The organism is Pseudarthrobacter sp. MOO14 (assembly GCF_058267675.1).
Genome location: NZ_CM177849.1, coordinates 4,133,687 through 4,148,946, shown reverse-complemented (window position 1 = coordinate 4,148,946; position 15,260 = coordinate 4,133,687). Strand labels below are relative to the sequence as shown.

The 15,260-nt window shown below is 66.8% G+C and carries 15 protein-coding genes; all 15 read right to left on the bottom strand.

The window, feature by feature from the left end; all coding sequences use genetic code 11:
• Positions 1 to 37: 37 nt before the first annotated feature.
• Positions 38 to 964: an RluA family pseudouridine synthase gene (locus AC4EEV_RS19100; RefSeq protein WP_491329729.1), complete on the bottom strand. Its 927-nt coding sequence runs from the start codon at positions 962 to 964 to the stop codon at positions 38 to 40.
• Positions 957 to 1,529: a signal peptidase II gene (lspA, locus tag AC4EEV_RS19095; RefSeq protein WP_018763563.1), complete on the bottom strand. Its 573-nt coding sequence runs from the start codon at positions 1,527 to 1,529 to the stop codon at positions 957 to 959. Before lspA ends, AC4EEV_RS19100 begins: the two co-directional genes overlap by 8 nt.
• Before the next feature lie 94 nt (positions 1,530 to 1,623).
• Positions 1,624 to 2,307: a DivIVA domain-containing protein gene (locus tag AC4EEV_RS19090; protein ID WP_491329728.1), complete on the bottom strand. Its 684-nt coding sequence runs from the start codon at positions 2,305 to 2,307 to the stop codon at positions 1,624 to 1,626.
• A 176-nt stretch (positions 2,308 to 2,483) separates the two neighbouring features.
• On the bottom strand, positions 2,484 to 2,771 hold the full coding sequence (locus AC4EEV_RS19085) for a YggT family protein (RefSeq protein WP_018763561.1): 288 nt from the start codon (positions 2,769 to 2,771) through the stop codon (positions 2,484 to 2,486).
• A gap of 134 nt (positions 2,772 to 2,905) precedes the next feature.
• Positions 2,906 to 3,436, bottom strand: a complete 531-nt coding sequence (locus AC4EEV_RS19080) for a cell division protein SepF (RefSeq protein WP_018763560.1) — start codon at positions 3,434 to 3,436, stop codon at positions 2,906 to 2,908.
• A 90-nt stretch (positions 3,437 to 3,526) separates the two neighbouring features.
• Positions 3,527 to 4,279: a YggS family pyridoxal phosphate-dependent enzyme gene (locus tag AC4EEV_RS19075; protein WP_285318308.1), complete on the bottom strand. Its 753-nt coding sequence runs from the start codon at positions 4,277 to 4,279 to the stop codon at positions 3,527 to 3,529.
• Positions 4,272 to 4,961, bottom strand: a complete 690-nt coding sequence (locus tag AC4EEV_RS19070; protein WP_491329727.1) for a purine nucleoside phosphorylase YfiH/LACC1 family protein — start codon at positions 4,959 to 4,961, stop codon at positions 4,272 to 4,274. Before AC4EEV_RS19070 ends, AC4EEV_RS19075 begins: the two co-directional genes overlap by 8 nt.
• Before the next feature lie 8 nt (positions 4,962 to 4,969).
• Complete coding sequence (gene ftsZ / locus AC4EEV_RS19065; protein ID WP_018763557.1) at positions 4,970 to 6,223, bottom strand: cell division protein FtsZ; 1,254 nt, start codon at positions 6,221 to 6,223, stop codon at positions 4,970 to 4,972.
• A 185-nt stretch (positions 6,224 to 6,408) separates the two neighbouring features.
• Positions 6,409 to 7,326: a cell division protein FtsQ/DivIB gene (locus AC4EEV_RS19060; protein ID WP_491329726.1), complete on the bottom strand. Its 918-nt coding sequence runs from the start codon at positions 7,324 to 7,326 to the stop codon at positions 6,409 to 6,411.
• Positions 7,319 to 8,695, bottom strand: coding sequence for a UDP-N-acetylmuramate--L-alanine ligase (gene murC, locus AC4EEV_RS19055; RefSeq protein WP_491329725.1), 1,377 nt, complete (start codon positions 8,693 to 8,695; stop codon positions 7,319 to 7,321). Before murC ends, AC4EEV_RS19060 begins: the two co-directional genes overlap by 8 nt.
• On the bottom strand, positions 8,692 to 9,792 hold the full coding sequence (murG, locus tag AC4EEV_RS19050; RefSeq protein WP_491329724.1) for an undecaprenyldiphospho-muramoylpentapeptide beta-N-acetylglucosaminyltransferase: 1,101 nt from the start codon (positions 9,790 to 9,792) through the stop codon (positions 8,692 to 8,694). Before murG ends, murC begins: the two co-directional genes overlap by 4 nt.
• 6 nt (positions 9,793 to 9,798) lie before the next feature.
• Positions 9,799 to 11,124, bottom strand: a complete 1,326-nt coding sequence (gene ftsW / locus AC4EEV_RS19045) for a putative lipid II flippase FtsW (RefSeq protein WP_491329723.1) — start codon at positions 11,122 to 11,124, stop codon at positions 9,799 to 9,801.
• A gap of 2 nt (positions 11,125 to 11,126) precedes the next feature.
• Entirely contained in the window at positions 11,127 to 12,704 is a 1,578-nt protein-coding gene (gene murD / locus AC4EEV_RS19040; RefSeq protein WP_491329722.1) for a UDP-N-acetylmuramoyl-L-alanine--D-glutamate ligase, read from the bottom strand.
• Positions 12,686 to 13,795: a phospho-N-acetylmuramoyl-pentapeptide-transferase gene (mraY, locus tag AC4EEV_RS19035; RefSeq protein WP_018763551.1), complete on the bottom strand. Its 1,110-nt coding sequence runs from the start codon at positions 13,793 to 13,795 to the stop codon at positions 12,686 to 12,688. The genes murD and mraY overlap by 19 nt, the downstream gene beginning before the upstream one ends.
• Positions 13,792 to 15,255 carry a UDP-N-acetylmuramoyl-tripeptide--D-alanyl-D-alanine ligase gene (locus AC4EEV_RS19030; RefSeq protein WP_018763550.1) on the bottom strand — a complete coding sequence of 488 codons (1,464 nt, stop codon included), beginning with the start codon at positions 15,253 to 15,255 and terminating at the stop codon, positions 13,792 to 13,794. The genes mraY and AC4EEV_RS19030 overlap by 4 nt, the downstream gene beginning before the upstream one ends.
• Between the last annotated feature and the right edge of the window lie 5 nt (positions 15,256 to 15,260).

The following is a 15,260-nucleotide window of genomic DNA, read 5'->3' as shown; positions in this document are numbered from 1 at the left end:
AGCGCTGGCAGTTGGCGGCCCGGCCAGGCCGCCCGTGTCAGGCCTGTCCCGACTCCAGCAGTTCCAGGGCGTAGGCCAGGTCCTGCGGATAGTCGCTGGTGACAGAGACGCGTTCCCCTGTCACCGGGTGGTCGAATCCCAGCTGGCGGGCGTGGAGCCACTGCCGGGTGAGCCCCAGGGTGGCCGCGAGGCGCGGGTCGGCGCCATAGGTGAGGTCACCGGCGCAGGGATGGCGGAGGGCTGAGAAGTGGACCCGGATCTGGTGCGTCCGGCCCGTCTCCAGGTGCACTTCCACCAGGCTTGCCTTCCCGAAAGCCTCCAGGACTTCGTAATGGGTTACCGAGGGCCGGCCGTCCTCGATGACGGCAAAGCGCCAGTCGTGGCCGGGATGCCGTCCGATGGGCGCGTCGATGGTGCCTGTCAGCGGGTCCGGGAGGCCCTGGACCACCGCGTGGTACACCTTGTCCACAGTGCGCTCCTTGAAGGCCCGCTTGAGGGCTGTGTAGGCCCGCTCGGACTTCGCCACCACCATCACCCCGGAGGTGCCGACGTCGAGCCGGTGCACGATCCCCGCCCGCTCCGGTGCGCCGGAGGTGGAGATGCGGTAGCCTGCACCGGCCAGTCCGCCCACCACAGTGGGGCCAACCCAGCCGGGCGAGGGATGCGCAGCGACACCCACGGGTTTGTCGACGACGACAAAGTCCTCGTCGTCCAGCAGGATCTTCAGGCCTTCCACAACTTCCTCCACGACTTCCAGCGGGTCCCGCCGCTCCGGGACGGTGACGTCAAGGACATCCCCCGCCACAAGTTTTGCCGATTTCCCGAGCGCCCTCCCCCGGGTGACGACATGGCCCTCGGCCAGCAAGGATGCGGCCACGGACCGGGACACGCCCAGGAGGCCGGCCAGTCCGGCGTCGGCCCGGGTCCCGCCGAATTCCTCGGCCACGACGATTCGCTCACTCATGGCCGGGCTTGTCCTTGTGTGCAGTCCCGAGGCGCGTTCCGTCCAGCGCGATTCCGCGAATGGTCAGGATGCAGATGATGGCGACGGCAGACACGACGGCGGAGTCCGCGATATTGAAGATCGCGAAGTTGGGAAGCTGAATGAAGTCCACCACATGGCCCATCCCGAAGGAGGGCTCGCGGAAGAGCCGGTCGGTGAGGTTGCCCAGGGCGCCGCCCAGCAGCAGCCCGAGAGCCAGGGACCACCAGGCCGAGCCCAGCTTCCGGACCTGGAAGAGAATGGCGATTGCGACGCCGGCCATGATGATCGAGAACACCCAGGTGACGTTCTCCCCGATCGAAAACGCGGCACCTGAGTTCCGGATGAAGTACCAGTGCAGCAGGGGCGGCAGGACCGGGATCCTTTCGCCTTCCACCATGGTGGACGTCACCCAGAGTTTGGTGAGCTGGTCCAGGACGTAGGCAAAGACCGCGAACCCGCCGAAGAGGGACAGCAGCACAGCCCGTCGGGGGCGCGGAGAGGAGGGGGCCGGCCGTGCGGCGTCGGCTGCGAGTTCGTCAGTCATGGTGCTTTCACTTCGAAGAACTTAGGTGTCAATGCCAAAAGCCGGTGGCCGAGGAATCCTCAGCCACCGGCTTTCAGAATACGTGTTGCCAGGGTTAGTTTGCTTCGCTGACTTCCGGCGTCGCAACGGAACCACGTGCGTCCAGGTCGCGGAGCTGGCCTTCGATGTAGGCCTTCAGGCGTGAACGGTAGTCGCGTTCGAAGCCGCGGAGCTGCTCCACCTTGCGCTCGAGGACCGAACGCTGCTGCTCCAGTGCGCCCAGGATCTTGCGGGACTTTTCCTGTGCGTCGTTGACGAGGCTGCTGGCTTCGATCTGCGCCTCGGCGATGATCTTGTCCTTCTGGGCCTGGCCTTCGGCGACGTGGCGGTCGTGCATCTGCTGCGCCATGGCCAGCAGGCCGGCAGCGGACTCGGCGGAAGGAGTGGAGGCGGCGGGCGCTGCGGGGGCGGCTGCAACCGGAGCGGCCGGCTCGACGTCCTTCTTCTTGCTGGCTTCGGCGGCCTTCGCTTCGGCTTCAGCCTTCTCGCGGGCCTCATCCTTGTCGGACTTGCCCGGGGCGGGGACCTTCTCAACCACAGGTGCGGCGGTGGTGCTTGCCGGGACGCTGGAGCCGGCGTCGGCGAGCTTCTTGCGGAGCTCGTCGTTTTCCTGGTTCAGGCGGCGGAGTTCGACGACGATTTCGTCCAGGAAGTCGTCAACCTCGTCCTGGTCATAGCCCTCGCGGAACTTGGTGGGCTGAAAGCGCTTGTTGACAACGTCTTCTGGCGTCAAAGCCATCTGGTCACCTCACTGGTCTGGTTAGTCAGTAGGCCTTCCGGCCGTCAAAACTACGGTACCTAAATTTGGTCTGCTTACTCTAATTCAACACCGCGGTGTCAAACGGGAGGTTTCTTCGCTTTACAGTAGCTGTTCCCGGGAGGATCATCCTGCATTGCCAAGTCTTTGTTGGTGGATCAGGCCAGATTCCTGGTGATGCTCATCGCAATGCTGACGCCGATGAACAGGATCAGGAAGCCCAGGTCCAGGGAGATGCCGCCAAGCCGAAGGGGCGGGATCAACCGCCGCAGCCCCTTGAGCGGCGGATCAGTGATGGAATACACAGCGTGCGCCACCACGAGGGCCGCACCGCGTGGCCGCCATTCCCTCGCGAACATCTGCACCCAGTCGTAGACCAGGCGGATGATGAGGGCCACGAAGAACAGCAGCAACACGAGATAGAGAAGTCCGAAAACAATTCCCATGACTTATTTCATATCTCCATATTTCGTGCGGACCATCCCGTTCGGATGCCGCGGTGTGCTGCAGTTGTCTTGTCTATTTCAGCACAGATGCCAGACAGGTGTCCCTGCCTGGCATCTGTCGTCGGCCTTGGCCGTCAGCTCTGGTTGAAGAAACTGGCCTGGGTGTCGCTGACTTTCTTGTCGTCACCGATCACTTCGACGTAGGACGGTGAGAGCAGGAACACCTTGTTGGTCACCCGTTCGATGCTGCCGCGGAGGCCGAAGACGAGTCCGGCCGAGAAGTCCACCAGGCGCTTTGCGTCTGCCTCACCCATGTCCGTGACGTTCATGATCACCGGGATACCGTCCCGGAAGCTCTCACCGATGAGCTTGGCATCGTTGTAGGAGCGGGGATGGATGGTGGTGATCTGCCGAAGTCCGGTGTTTTCTTCACGGCTCGAGGCCGCACGCTTAATCGGGGTCACTGGGGCGCGGTATTCCTCTTCAGGGGTGTAGGACGCCTCACGGCTGACTTCGCGGACCGGTGCCGGGGCACGGCGTTCCTCGCGGTCGACTTCCATGGGTTCGTCCTCATCCTTACGTGTGGTCTGTTGCTCGGACTCGTAATGCTCATCGCCGTCGGCGAGCCCAAGATAGATCATTGTCTTGCGCAGAGCGCCGGCCATGGTCGACTCCTAATCGTGTCCCGTAAGCGGGCCGCCCAATGACTTGACAGCACTGGAGTCCCCCGCCCATCACTTCCAACAGGTCCGACGCTACCCCACCGCGGGACGCGAACCGAGAATATCGGAACCGATCCGCAGGTGTGTCGCCCCGAACTTGATGGCCGCCTCCAGGTCCTGGCTCATGCCGGCCGAGATGGCAGCTGCCCCCGGGTGGTCGGCCACCAGGCGGGCCGAGACTGCGGCGAGCTTCTCGAAGGCCGGCTCCGGCGGCGCGCCCAGCGGCGCAACGGCCATGACGCCGGCAAGGTGGAGGCCGGCTGACGCCGCGATCCTCTCCGCCAGGAGTGGCACATCGGCCGGGGCCGCCCCGCCGCGGTGCGTGCCGCCGTCGTCCTCCAGGCTGACCTGGATGAAGCACGCCAAAGGGTCCCGCCCGCCGGAATCCATCTCGTTCCGCACTGCCTTGGCGAGGGCGTCCACGAGCTGGAGGCGGTCCACTGAGTGGACGGCGGCGGCGTACCGGACCACCGATTTTGCCTTCTTGCTCTGCAGTTGGCCCACGAAATGCCAGTTGAGGGCCAGTCCGGCCAGTTCGGCGGCCTTCGCGGCCGCCTCCTGGTCCCTGTTCTCGCCCACATCGGTGACCCCGAGGGCCGCGAGCCGGCGGATGTCCGCGGCCGGGTGGAACTTGGTGACCACGATGAGCGACGGCGGCCGGCCGCTGCGGCCGCTCGCCTCGGCGGCGGCCGCGATCCGATGGCGTACCGCGGCCAGCCTGATGGCGAGTTCCGCGGCGCGGGGATCGGACGCCGGGTCCCGGGGGTCCTGCGGATACTCAGTCATGGCACCACACCAGTCCGGCGAAACGGCCGGTGTTCCGGTCGCGGCGGTAGGAGAACAGCGTGTCGGTCTCGAGGGTGCAGGGACCGGAGTAGGCCACTTCCACGCCGGCGGCCTTGAGCTGGCTCCGGGCACCGGCCGGGAGGTCCAGCCCGGGGGTCCCCCAGGAGGTGGTACTCCACGTTGCGGGCACCTTGGCGGCTACCTCCTCGCGCAATGCGGCGGGTACTTCGTAGCAGGCACCGCAGATGGAGGGCCCCAGCCAGGCACGGACGCGGGACGCCCCCAGGGATTCCATGGCCTCCACGGCCGCCGGGAGCACACCGTTGGCGGTCCCGGGACGGCCGGCGTGGACGGCGGCGAGAACCGGCCCGTTGGCCGACTCCCCCGCGAGCAGGACCGGGATGCAGTCCGCCACCATGACGGCCAGGGGAATGCCCTGGGACACCATGGCGTCGGCTTCGGGAACGGGAGAGTCCGCGTCCATTAAAGCGACGGTGGTGCCGTGGACCTGGTTCATGAAGCGCAGTGACCGCGGAGCGGCACCGATGGATTCCTCCAGGCGGCTCCGGCGCTCCATGACCCGGGCGGGGTCGTCTCCCACGTGGAGGGCCAGGTTTCCGGCACTCGCGTCGGTGAATGCGGCCGACACCCCGGGCAGGATGTCGGCGCGCCAATGGAACAAGCCGGTGCCTACTTCAGGAAGTCGGGGACATCCAGGTCGTCCGGGTGGTTGCCGGTCAGGTCCGGCTCCACGACGGACGGGAGGTCGACGTCGAAGCCGGAGTCGGCCGGGACGGCAGACGGACGCTGCTGGCCCCAGTTGCTCAGGCCCGCCGCACCAACGCCGGCGTGGATGGGCTGCACGTTCTGCTGGTGGCTTCCGTTGCCCTGGTGGTTTCCGCCCTGGGAGTGGGCCGAGGCGGGGGCGGCAGCGGGGGCAGCGGGCCGCTGGGGGGCGGTCTGCGGCTGTGACTGGTCCATGGACGGTGAGGTGGCCTTGACGTCGTCGAAGCCGGCGGCGATGACGGTGACGCGTGCTTCGTCGCCCAGGGCGTCGTCAATGACGGCACCGAAAATGATGTTGGCCTCGGGGTGGGCCACCTCCTGGACCAACCGTGCGGCTTCGTTGATCTCGAACAGGCCCAGGTCGGAGCCGCCCTGGATGGAGAGCAGCACGCCGTGGGCGCCGTCGATGGAGGCTTCCAGCAACGGCGAGGCAATGGCCAGTTCGGCAGCCTTGACGGCGCGGTCTTCGCCGCGGGCCGACCCGATGCCCATGAGCGCGGAACCGGCACCCTGCATCACGGACTTGACGTCCGCGAAGTCGAGGTTGATCAGGCCGGGGGTGGTAATGAGGTCGGTGATGCCCTGGACACCGGACAGCAGGACCTGGTCGGCGGAGCGGAAGGCGTCCAGCACCGAAACGTTGCGGTCGCTGATGGAGAGCAGGCGGTCATTGGGGATCACGATCAGGGTGTCCACTTCATCGCGCAAGGCGTCGATGCCGGCTTCGGCGGAGCCGGCGCGGCGCCGGCCCTCGAAGGTGAACGGTCGGGTGACCACGCCAATGGTCAGGGCCCCCAGGGAGCGTGCGATCCGGGCGACGACGGGAGCGCCGCCGGTGCCCGTTCCGCCGCCTTCGCCGGCGGTCACGAAGACCATGTCGGCGCCGCGGAGGACTTCTTCGATCTCGTCAGCGTGGTCCTCGGCAGCCTGCTTGCCCACCTCCGGGTTGGCGCCGGCACCCAGGCCTCGGGTCAGCTCGCGCCCGACGTCGAGCTTGACGTCGGCGTCGCTCATCAGCAGGGCCTGGGCGTCGGTGTTGATGGCGATGAACTCAACACCCCTGAGGCCGACCTCGATCATGCGGTTGACTGCGTTCACGCCACCGCCGCCGATGCCGACGACTTTGATGACGGCCAAGTAATTCTGCGGAGCTGCCACGTTACGTGTCCCTTGTTCGTGTCTGTATTGCGAAAACTGATGGTGAGCTTGAAGCCTGCAACCTTAACCTTCGACTTGAAGGTTATAGTTATGTCAAGTAACTCATGTCTGTGACGGTATTTCCTCTGGTTCCGACATTCAATGACCGGGTCCGCGTGTCGGATTAATACGGGGAAAGAAAGCGCTCAGCGCGTCACGGGGTGCCGGGGCACACTGACATCGTAGACCCTGACGGGGTTCTTCGGATCCGCCGGAACCTTCAGGAGCGCGGCCAGCACCTTGGCCTTGAGTTCCTTCTCCGACGCGTTGCCCCACACGATCGTCTGGCCGTCCACAAGCTTCAGCTCCACGGCATCCACGGACTGGGCTGAGGCGTTGGACAGCTTGGCCAGCACGTCCGCGGGCAATGCACCCAGGACTGCCGCCGTGGCACGGAACAGGTCCTGGCCGATCGCTCCGGCACCGCCGTCAATCACCGGCAGCGAGGCCGATGCCGGGTCGGCCGTGGTACCCAGCTGGACGCCGTCGACGTCCACCAGCTGGTACTGCTCCCCCTGCTTGACCAGGGCTACCGGAACCCGCTCATGCACGGAAATGGCGAGCGTGGAAGGCGGCCGTGCCTCGACCGAGACGGACTTGACCTGGACCAGGGGCCCGAGAAGGCCGCGTACGTCGTCTTCACTGATCTGTGGCAGCGGCTTGCCGCGGAGCGGCTCCAGGGCCGCCTGGACCTGGGCGGGCGTCAGGATCCGGGTGCCGCTGACCGAGATCGTCTGCAGGGCGAGGACGGGTGAATAGATGGCACCGGCCAGGATGCCTGCCACCAGCACCAACACGGTTCCGAGGGCAATGAGGAATCTCTTCCGGCGTCGTTTGGCTTTGGGCTCCGGGAACGCCAGGACCGTCGCGCCGGCGGGTTTCTGCGCTGTCGCCGATTGTTCCGGGGCCGGGTCCTGGATGCCGCGGGAGGCGGTGATGACCTCCCCACCGGTGGCACGGGGCGCCCCGTTCGCCGGGTCTTTCCGGGAAGCGGTGCCCGCCGTGGTGTCGGCACGATTGCTTCCCTTCGGAGGTGCGTAGGTGGGCCGGCGCGAGCTAGGCATGGAGCGCCTCCACGATCCGGGGACCGTAGGCCGTGACGTCGCCGGCACCGACAGTGAGGACGACGTCGCCGTCCCCAGCAGCTGCCGCCAGGGTGGCGACGGCGTCATCGGCGGCTACCAGCCGGCCTCCCCCGGTGAGGTGGTCGGCGATGAGCTGGCTGGTGATGCCCGGAATGGGGTCCTCCCTGGCAGGGTAGATGTCCAGGACCAGGGCGGTGTCTGCCAGGTTCAGGGCATCGGCGAATTCGGCGGCGAACTCCCGGGTCCGGGAGAACAGGTGCGGCTGGAACAGGACGTGCACCTTGTGGTCTCCGGCGACGGAGCGGGCCGCGGCAAGGGCAGCGCGGACTTCCGTGGGATGGTGGGCGTAGTCGTCGAAGACGCGAACCCCCCTCGCCGTGCCCTTCAGTTCGAAGCGGCGGGACGCTCCCGAGAAGCTGGCAAGGCCGGCTGCGGCGGCCGCCGGCTCCAACCCCAGCTCCAGGGCCACGGCAAACGCCGCCGCGGCGTTGAGTGCGTTGTGCCGGCCGGGAACCTGCAAGGCCAGCGGAAACTGCCCGGCGGGGTTTGCCACGGCGACGCGGCCAGGACCGTCGTCGAGCAACCGAACGTCCGCGGCTTCGTTCGTGCCGTACAGGACCACCCGCGTGGCGCCGCGGGCCTTGGTCCTTTCCGCGAGGGCCAGCGCCCCGGCGTCGTCAGCACAGGCAATGAGGAGCCCGTCAGGGGGCAGCAGGGCGGTGAACCGGTCGAAGGACTCGTAGACGGCTTCGGCTGTGCCGTAGTAGTCGAGGTGGTCGGGCTCGACGTTGGTGACGACGGCGATCCGTGGCCGGTAATTGAGGAAGGAGCCATCGGATTCGTCGGCCTCCGCCACGAAGATGCCCGATGTCCCGTGGGCGGCATTGACGCCAAGCGCCGGAATGTTGGCCCCCACGGCGAAGGAGGGGTCCAGCCCGGCGGCCCGCAGCAATACGGTGATCATGGAGGTCGTGGTGGATTTTCCATGCGTTCCCGCCACCGTCACCACGGCGTCATCCCCCATGGTGGCGGCGAGGGCCTCGGAGCGGTGCAGGACTGGCAGCCCTGCCTGCCTCGCGGCAGCCAGTTCCGGATTATCGTCCCTGATGGCCGATCCGGCCACCACCGTCTCCGCGTCCCCCAGGTTCTCCGCGTCGTACCCGACCGCGATGCGGGCACCTGCCGCCGCGAGGTCCGACATGACGGGCAGGTCCTTGGCATCGGATCCGCTGACCGGGACGCCGCGGGCCACCATGATCCGTGCCACGGCGGACATGCCCACTCCCCCGATGCCGATGAAGTGCACCTTGCCGAGGATGTCCGTGCCTGCGTTGGTGTGGGGGTTCATGCGGATACCGCTTCCAGGACGAGACCAGCCATCCGCTGGTCGGCGTTTCGGATACCGAGCCGGTAGGACTTGGCTTCCATGGCCGCGAGCCGGGCCTTGTCGGTGACCAGGGGGATCAGTTCGCGTTCCACCCAGTCGGGCGTGAAATCACGGTCGGCCACCAGCAGCGCGCCGCCTGCGGCCACCAGGCCGGCGGCGTTGAGGGCCTGTTCACCGTTGCCGATGGGCAGCGGTACCAGGACGGCGGGAACGCCCACGGCGGCTACCTCGCAGACGGTGGCGGCGCCCGAGCGTGCCAGCAGGAGGTCCGCCGCGGCGTAGGCGAGCTCCATGCCGTCAATGTATTCCACCTGCCGGTACCCCGCTGCGGTGAGGGGTTGGCCGGCCCCGTCCAGCACGGTCTTGCCGCGGCCGGTGACGTGCAGCGTCTGGATGCCCGCGTCGGCAAGCCGGCCCACGGCGGCGGCGATGGTCCGGTTGATGCTTTGCGCCCCGGAGGAACCGCCCGTCACAATCAACGTGGGCTGCTGGGGATCAAGCCCCAGGGCTGCCCTGGCCGCAGTCCGGGCAGCTTTGCGGTCCAGCCCGGAGATTTCCTTCCGCATGGGCATTCCCACGTGGACGGCGTTCCGGAACGGGGTGCCTTCGAACGCCACGGCCACCCTGCCGTTGAGGAATGCCCCGACCCGGTTGGCCAGTCCCGGGCGCGCGTTGGCCTCGTGGATCACCACGGGAATGCGGCGCTTTCGGGCGGCCAGGTACATGGGGGTGCAGACATACCCTCCCACTCCCACCAGAACATCAGCGTGCGCCCGGTCCAGGATGGCCCCGGCCTGGCGGACGGCGCCGGCCAGCCTGCCGGGCAGGCGCAACAGGTCCGCTGACGGTTTCCGCGGGAAGGGCACGCGGTCGATCGTGGCCAGTTGGACGCCGGCCGCCGGCACCAGCCGCGTTTCCATCCCCGAGGGTGTTCCGACGGCAAGGATGTCCGCCCCCGGCGCTTCGCTCCGGAGCGCCGCGGCGATGGCGAGCAGCGGGCTGATATGGCCGGCGGTTCCGCCGCCGGCCAGGACGATAGAGGGTGTGGCAGGTGTCATCTGAGGTTAAGCACGCTTTCTGGAATTCTTGGGTTGGCTCTTGTGGCGGTCTTTCCGGGCCTTGAGCTTGAGCATCCGTTTGGGCCGGATGGCTGGGGCCATTTGTTCCCGGGCAAGGGAAAGAACCACGCCGATGGCGCACAGTGACATCAGCAGGGCCGAGCCGCCGTAGGAAATGAACGGCAGCGGCACGCCGATGACGGGCATCAGCCCGGTGACCACGGACATATTGACGGTGGCCTGCCCCAGCAGCCAGACCATGATGGTGCCGGCCAGGACGCGGTGGAACATGTCCTCCTGTGCCACCACGACGCGGTAGATCGCGGCGCCCAGGATGGCGAACAGGACCAGTACGACGACGGTCCCCACCAAGCCGAGTTCCTCGCCGATGATGGCGAAGATGAAGTCGTTGTGGGCCTCGGGGATCCAGCTGTACTTTTGCCGGCTCTGGCCCAGGCCCACGCCGAGCCAGCCTCCGGAGGCGAGGCCGTAGAGGCCGTTGGTTGCCTGGTAGTTGGCGTCGATGCCGTCGGCGCAGGACTGCCCGGTCCACCAGGAGGTAATCCGGCACATCCGGTTGGAACTGGTGACGGCCATGAAGGCGGTACCGGCGGCGGCGATGATGCCCGCGATCCCGAACAGATAGAGCGGTACGCCCGCGAAGAAGAGGGCCGCGGCCACGATCATCATGATGATCATGGCCGTGCCGAGGTCGTTGCCCACCAGGATCAGGACGATGACGACCGCGGCCATGGGGACCGCCGGAACCAACACGTGCTGCCACCGGCTGAGCAGCCTGCCCTTCATGGCCAGGACGGTGGCCATCCAGAGGGCAAGGGCCAGCTTTGCCGCTTCCGAGGGCTGGAAGGTGATGCCGCCGACGTCGATCCAGTTCCTGTTGCCGTTGATCTCCGAGCCGACTACCTGGACCAGCCCCAGCAGCAGCACGGCGGCACCGACGGCGGGCCATGCCAGCCGCTTGAGCCACACGACGTTGATGCGCGAAAGGACGAACATGGTGAAGATACCGATCGCCGCGAAAACGCCCTGCTTCATGGCGTCCCCATAGGGGGATTTGCCGGCTGCGATCGATTCGACGCTGGAAGCGGAGAGGACCATCATGATGCCGATGGCGGTCAGCGCAAGGGTGGCTCCGAGGATCAGGTAGTAGGTAGAGCCGTTCCTGGAGGTTCCGGTACCCTCCAGGGCGGACCAGAACTTGTGGTGCAGTGCCTGCAGTCTCATCCGGGCTGAAGCCGGCGGCCGCGCGTCCTTGGCTGTGGAACCGGGGCGCGACTTGCTGCCCGGCGGCCGGGTGGGCGTGCTGACCATTGTTACTCCTCGCCGGTCTGGGCCTGCCCTTCCACCAGCTCGCGGACAGCGTCGATGAATGTACCACCACGGTGAGCGTAGGAAGAGAACTGATCCATGGAGGCCGCTGCCGGAGCCATCAGCACGGTGTCGCCTGATTCGGCGAGCCGGGCTGCTGACGCGACGGCCCGGGTCATCACCAGTTGTCCGTTGGCTGGGGAACCGGCCGGTGTGGCACCGGGCGCCGAAGCAGTCTCCACCTCTTCAGTGTCGCCCGCGTCCGGCTCGATGACCGGGACATCCGGCGCGTGTCGCTGGAGGGCCTCACGCAGCGGGCCCGTGTCTGTTCCGATCAGGACCACCGCTTTGAGCCGGGCGGCGTGCTGCCTGACAAGGTCGTCGTAGCTGACGCCCTTTGAGAGCCCACCGGCTATCCACACCACCTTGGTGAAGGCGGAGAGGGATGCCGACGCGGCATGCGGGTTGGTGGCTTTCGAGTCGTTGACCCAGAGGACGCCGTTCATGCGAGCCACCGGCTGGATGCGGTGGTCCCCCGGCACATAGTCGAGGATGCCTTGGCGGACAGCCTTGGCCTCAACCCCGTAGGCACGGACCAGGCCCGCGGCGGCGAGGGCATTGGCCACCATGTGGCGCGGTGCCAGCGGACCGAGATCGGCCATGGAGGCAAGTTCCGCTGCACTGTCGCGGCGTTCTTCAATGAACGCCCGGTCCACGAGCAGCCCTTCCACCACTCCGAGCATGCTGACGGCGGGCGTGACCGTGGTGAAGCCCACTGCACGGCAGCCCTCAACGACGTCGGCGTTTTCCACCATGCGTTCGGTTTCAATCTGCTCGGCGTTATAGATGCAGGCCTTCTGGGTGTGTTCGTAAACCTTGGCCTTGTCCGCCAGGTACGAGTCATAGGAGCCGTGCCAGTCAACGTGGTCCTCGGCCACGTTGAGGCACACGCTGGCCACCGGGGAGAGCGATTCGGCCCAATGCAGCTGGAAGCTGGAGAGCTCGACGGCGAAAACGTCGTAGTCAACCGGATCGCGAAGGGCATCGAGGATGGGTGTCCCGACATTGCCCACGGCGATGGCCTTGAGCCCGGCAGCCCGGAGCATCGATTCCGTCAGGCCGACCGTGGTGGTCTTGCCGTTTGTTCCCGTAATCGCCAGCCAGTCGGCAGTCTTGCGGCCTTCCCTGATCCGGACCCGCCAGGCGAGCTCGACGTCTCCCCACACGGGGATGTGCGCACGGGCCGCAGCGGCGAGGAGGGCCTGGTCCGGGCGCCAGCCTGGTGAGGTGACGATAAGTTCAGGGAGTTCGCCGTCGATCAGCGGAACATGGTTGACGGCTTCCGCACCGAGCAGGACGTCGGCCGCACCCACGATTCTCAGGGTGTCGGCGTGGGCCCGCGCTGTGTCGCTGGTGGCGGCATCCACCACCACGACGCGTGCGCCAAGTTCGATCAGGGTGTCTGCCGCTGCGAACCCGGAGACGCCGATGCCGGTGACGGCAACACGCAGGCCGGCCCAATCGGAGTCCCAGGAGACGAGGTTGGCCAGGCGGGGGGAAACGGTCACAGCAGTACAACCCATTCAGCGTAGAAGATGCCCAGGCCCACGGCGACGAAGAGGCCGCCCAGGATCCAGAACCGGACCACAACGGTGACCTCGGCCCACCCCTTCAGTTCGAAGTGGTGCTGCAGCGGCGCCATTTTGAACACTCGCTTTCCGCCCGTGGCTTTGAAGTAGCCCACCTGGATGATGACTGACAGGGTGATCAGGACGAAGAGGCCGCCAACGATCCCCAGGAGCAGTTCCGTCCTGGACAGGATGGCGAATCCGGCCACCGCTCCACCGATGGCCAGCGAGCCGGTGTCGCCCATGAAGATCTTGGCCGGCGAGGTGTTCCACCAGAGGAATCCCACCAGTGCTGCACTCAGTATGGCGGCAAGCAGTGCCAGATCCAGAGGATCCCGGACCAGGTAGCAGCCGCTTCCGGCTTCCCGGGGCGACCCGCAGGCCTGGTTGCTCTGCCATATGCCCATCAGCGTATATGCACCGAACACCATGATGGAGGCGCCGGCGGCCAGGCCATCCAGGCCGTCGGTGAGGTTGACGCCGTTGGTGGCCGCCGTGACGATCAGGTTGGACCAAATGACGAACAGGATCGCCCCCAGGACAGTCCCGCCGAAGGCGAGGTCCAGCCATGGCAGGTCCCGGACCAGGGAAATCTTGGTGGACGCCGGCGTGAGCCCGGCGTCGTTGGGAAAGTTCAGCGCCAGGATGGCGAAGATGATGCCTACGGCCGCCTGGAGGATCAGCTTGGCCTTCGCGTTCAAACCAAGGCTCCGCTGCCGGGAGATCTTGATGAAGTCGTCCAGGAATCCCACCAGGCCCATGCCCACCATCAGGAACAGCAGGATCAGGGCAGAGGCGGAGGGACCGGGCGAGTCGGGGTTCATCATCAGCATGATGAGGTGGGTGAGCCCATAGCTGAGCAGGACCGCGGCAACGACGACGGTGCCACCCATGGTGGGCGTGCCGCGTTTGGTGTGGTGCGAGGTGGGGCCGTCGTCCCGGATGAATTGGCCATAGCCGCGGCGGACCAGCAGCCGGATGAACAAGGGGGTGCCGACGAGGGCGCACAGCAGGGCGAGGCCCGCACCGATCAGGAGAGCAATCACAGCAGAGTGCTCCTTTCATCGGCAGGTGTCGGGGATGGGGGTAATGCTATCCGATCGCCCAAATGGCGAAGCCCAACGCTGTTGGACGACTTGAACAGCACCAGGTCCCCTGGCTGCAGTTCGGCGTCAAGGATCTGGTAGGCCTCTTCGGCGGTTTCGGCGAAGAGGCATTCGTCGCCCCAGGATCCTTCCTGGACGGCGGAAACGTAGAGTGCACGGGCTTCGCGGCCAACCACCAGCAACCTGGAGATGTTGAGCCGTACCACCTGGGTGCCCACCGCGGTGTGCTCGCGAATGGAATCTTCGCCAAGTTCCAGCATGGCGCCCAGGACCGCCCAGGTCCGGCGGCCCCGGCCAAGGTCGGCCAGGGTGCGCAAGGCGGCACGCATTGATTCAGGGTTGGCGTTGTAAGCGTCGTTGATGATCGTGACGCCGTCCGGGCGTTCGGTGCGTTCCATCCGCCAGCGGCTCGCGGCGGCCTGCTGGCTCAGTGATTCAGCGATGCGGTCCCCCGGCACCCCTGCGGCACACGCAGCTGAGGCTGCCGCCAGCAGGTTACCCACGTGGTGGGCGCCGATGAGCCGGCTGCGGACGTGCCGTGGCGCTTCGCCGTCCGGCAACTGGAGATCGAATTCCGGGCAGCCCTCAGCGTTCGTGTCGGCATTCAGCGCCTGCACCACGGCATCCGGGCGGCCTTCCGCGGAGAACCCGAGGACCGTCGCGGAGGTCCGGCTGCGCATCGCAGCCACGCGTTCGTCGTCGAGGTTGATGATCGCGGTGCCCGCACTGGTGAGTCCTTCAACCATCTCGCCCTTGGCCCGGGCGATGTTATCCACTCCCCCGAATTCGCCTGCGTGGGCCGTTCCTACGGCGAGCACAACTCCGATGTCGGGTTTGACCATCTCCGCCAGGTAGCGGATGTGTCCAATCCCCGTGGCACCCATTTCAATGACCAGGTAGCGGGTGCCGGTTCCGGCCCGGAACACTGTCAGCGGGACGCCAACCTCACCGTTGTAGGAACCCTGTGGCGCTACGGTTGCCCCCTGGGTGGAGAGTATGCCGGCCAGGAGGTCCTTGGTGGTGGTCTTACCCGCTGAACCGGTGATGCCAACGACCGTCAGCTGGTCACCTGCTGCCGAGCGAGCGGCGCGGATCCGTCGGACTGCTTCGGCGGCGAGGGCGCCCATGGCGAGGACGGCATCGGCAACCAGGACTGTCGGGTAGCCCCGGCCGTCCGGCGCAGCGACCGGGCGTTCAACGAGGGCCAAAATGGCCCCGGCAGCAAAGGCGGCGTCCACGAAATCGTGGCCGTCGGCCTGTTCGCCCGGCTTCGCGACGTAAAGCGAACCCTGCGTGGCTTCGCGTGAATCCGTCACCACCGAAAGGGGCGTAATTCCGGGATCGGCGTCCAGGCGCCCGTTGGTGATTTCGGCGATTTCCGCCGCAGTAAATGCAATCATCTCGG

Coding starts and splice junctions, on each gene's coding strand:
- AC4EEV_RS19100 (WP_491329729.1), bottom strand. CDS start 964: ATGAGTGAGCGAATCGTCGTGGCCGAGGAATTCGGCGGGACCCGGGCC.
- lspA (WP_018763563.1), bottom strand. CDS start 1,529: ATGACTGACGAACTCGCAGCCGACGCCGCACGGCCGGCCCCCTCCTCT.
- AC4EEV_RS19090 (WP_491329728.1), bottom strand. CDS start 2,307: ATGGCTTTGACGCCAGAAGACGTTGTCAACAAGCGCTTTCAGCCCACC.
- AC4EEV_RS19085 (WP_018763561.1), bottom strand. CDS start 2,771: ATGGGAATTGTTTTCGGACTTCTCTATCTCGTGTTGCTGCTGTTCTTC.
- AC4EEV_RS19080 (WP_018763560.1), bottom strand. CDS start 3,436: ATGGCCGGCGCTCTGCGCAAGACAATGATCTATCTTGGGCTCGCCGAC.
- AC4EEV_RS19075 (WP_285318308.1), bottom strand. CDS start 4,279: ATGACTGAGTATCCGCAGGACCCCCGGGACCCGGCGTCCGATCCCCGC.
- AC4EEV_RS19060 (WP_491329726.1), bottom strand. CDS start 7,326: ATGCCTAGCTCGCGCCGGCCCACCTACGCACCTCCGAAGGGAAGCAAT.
- murC (WP_491329725.1), bottom strand. CDS start 8,695: ATGAACCCCCACACCAACGCAGGCACGGACATCCTCGGCAAGGTGCAC.
- murG (WP_491329724.1), bottom strand. CDS start 9,792: ATGACACCTGCCACACCCTCTATCGTCCTGGCCGGCGGCGGAACCGCC.
- ftsW (WP_491329723.1), bottom strand. CDS start 11,124: ATGGTCAGCACGCCCACCCGGCCGCCGGGCAGCAAGTCGCGCCCCGGT.
- murD (WP_491329722.1), bottom strand. CDS start 12,704: ATGGGTTGTACTGCTGTGACCGTTTCCCCCCGCCTGGCCAACCTCGTC.
- AC4EEV_RS19030 (WP_018763550.1), bottom strand. CDS start 15,255: ATGATTGCATTTACTGCGGCGGAAATCGCCGAAATCACCAACGGGCGC.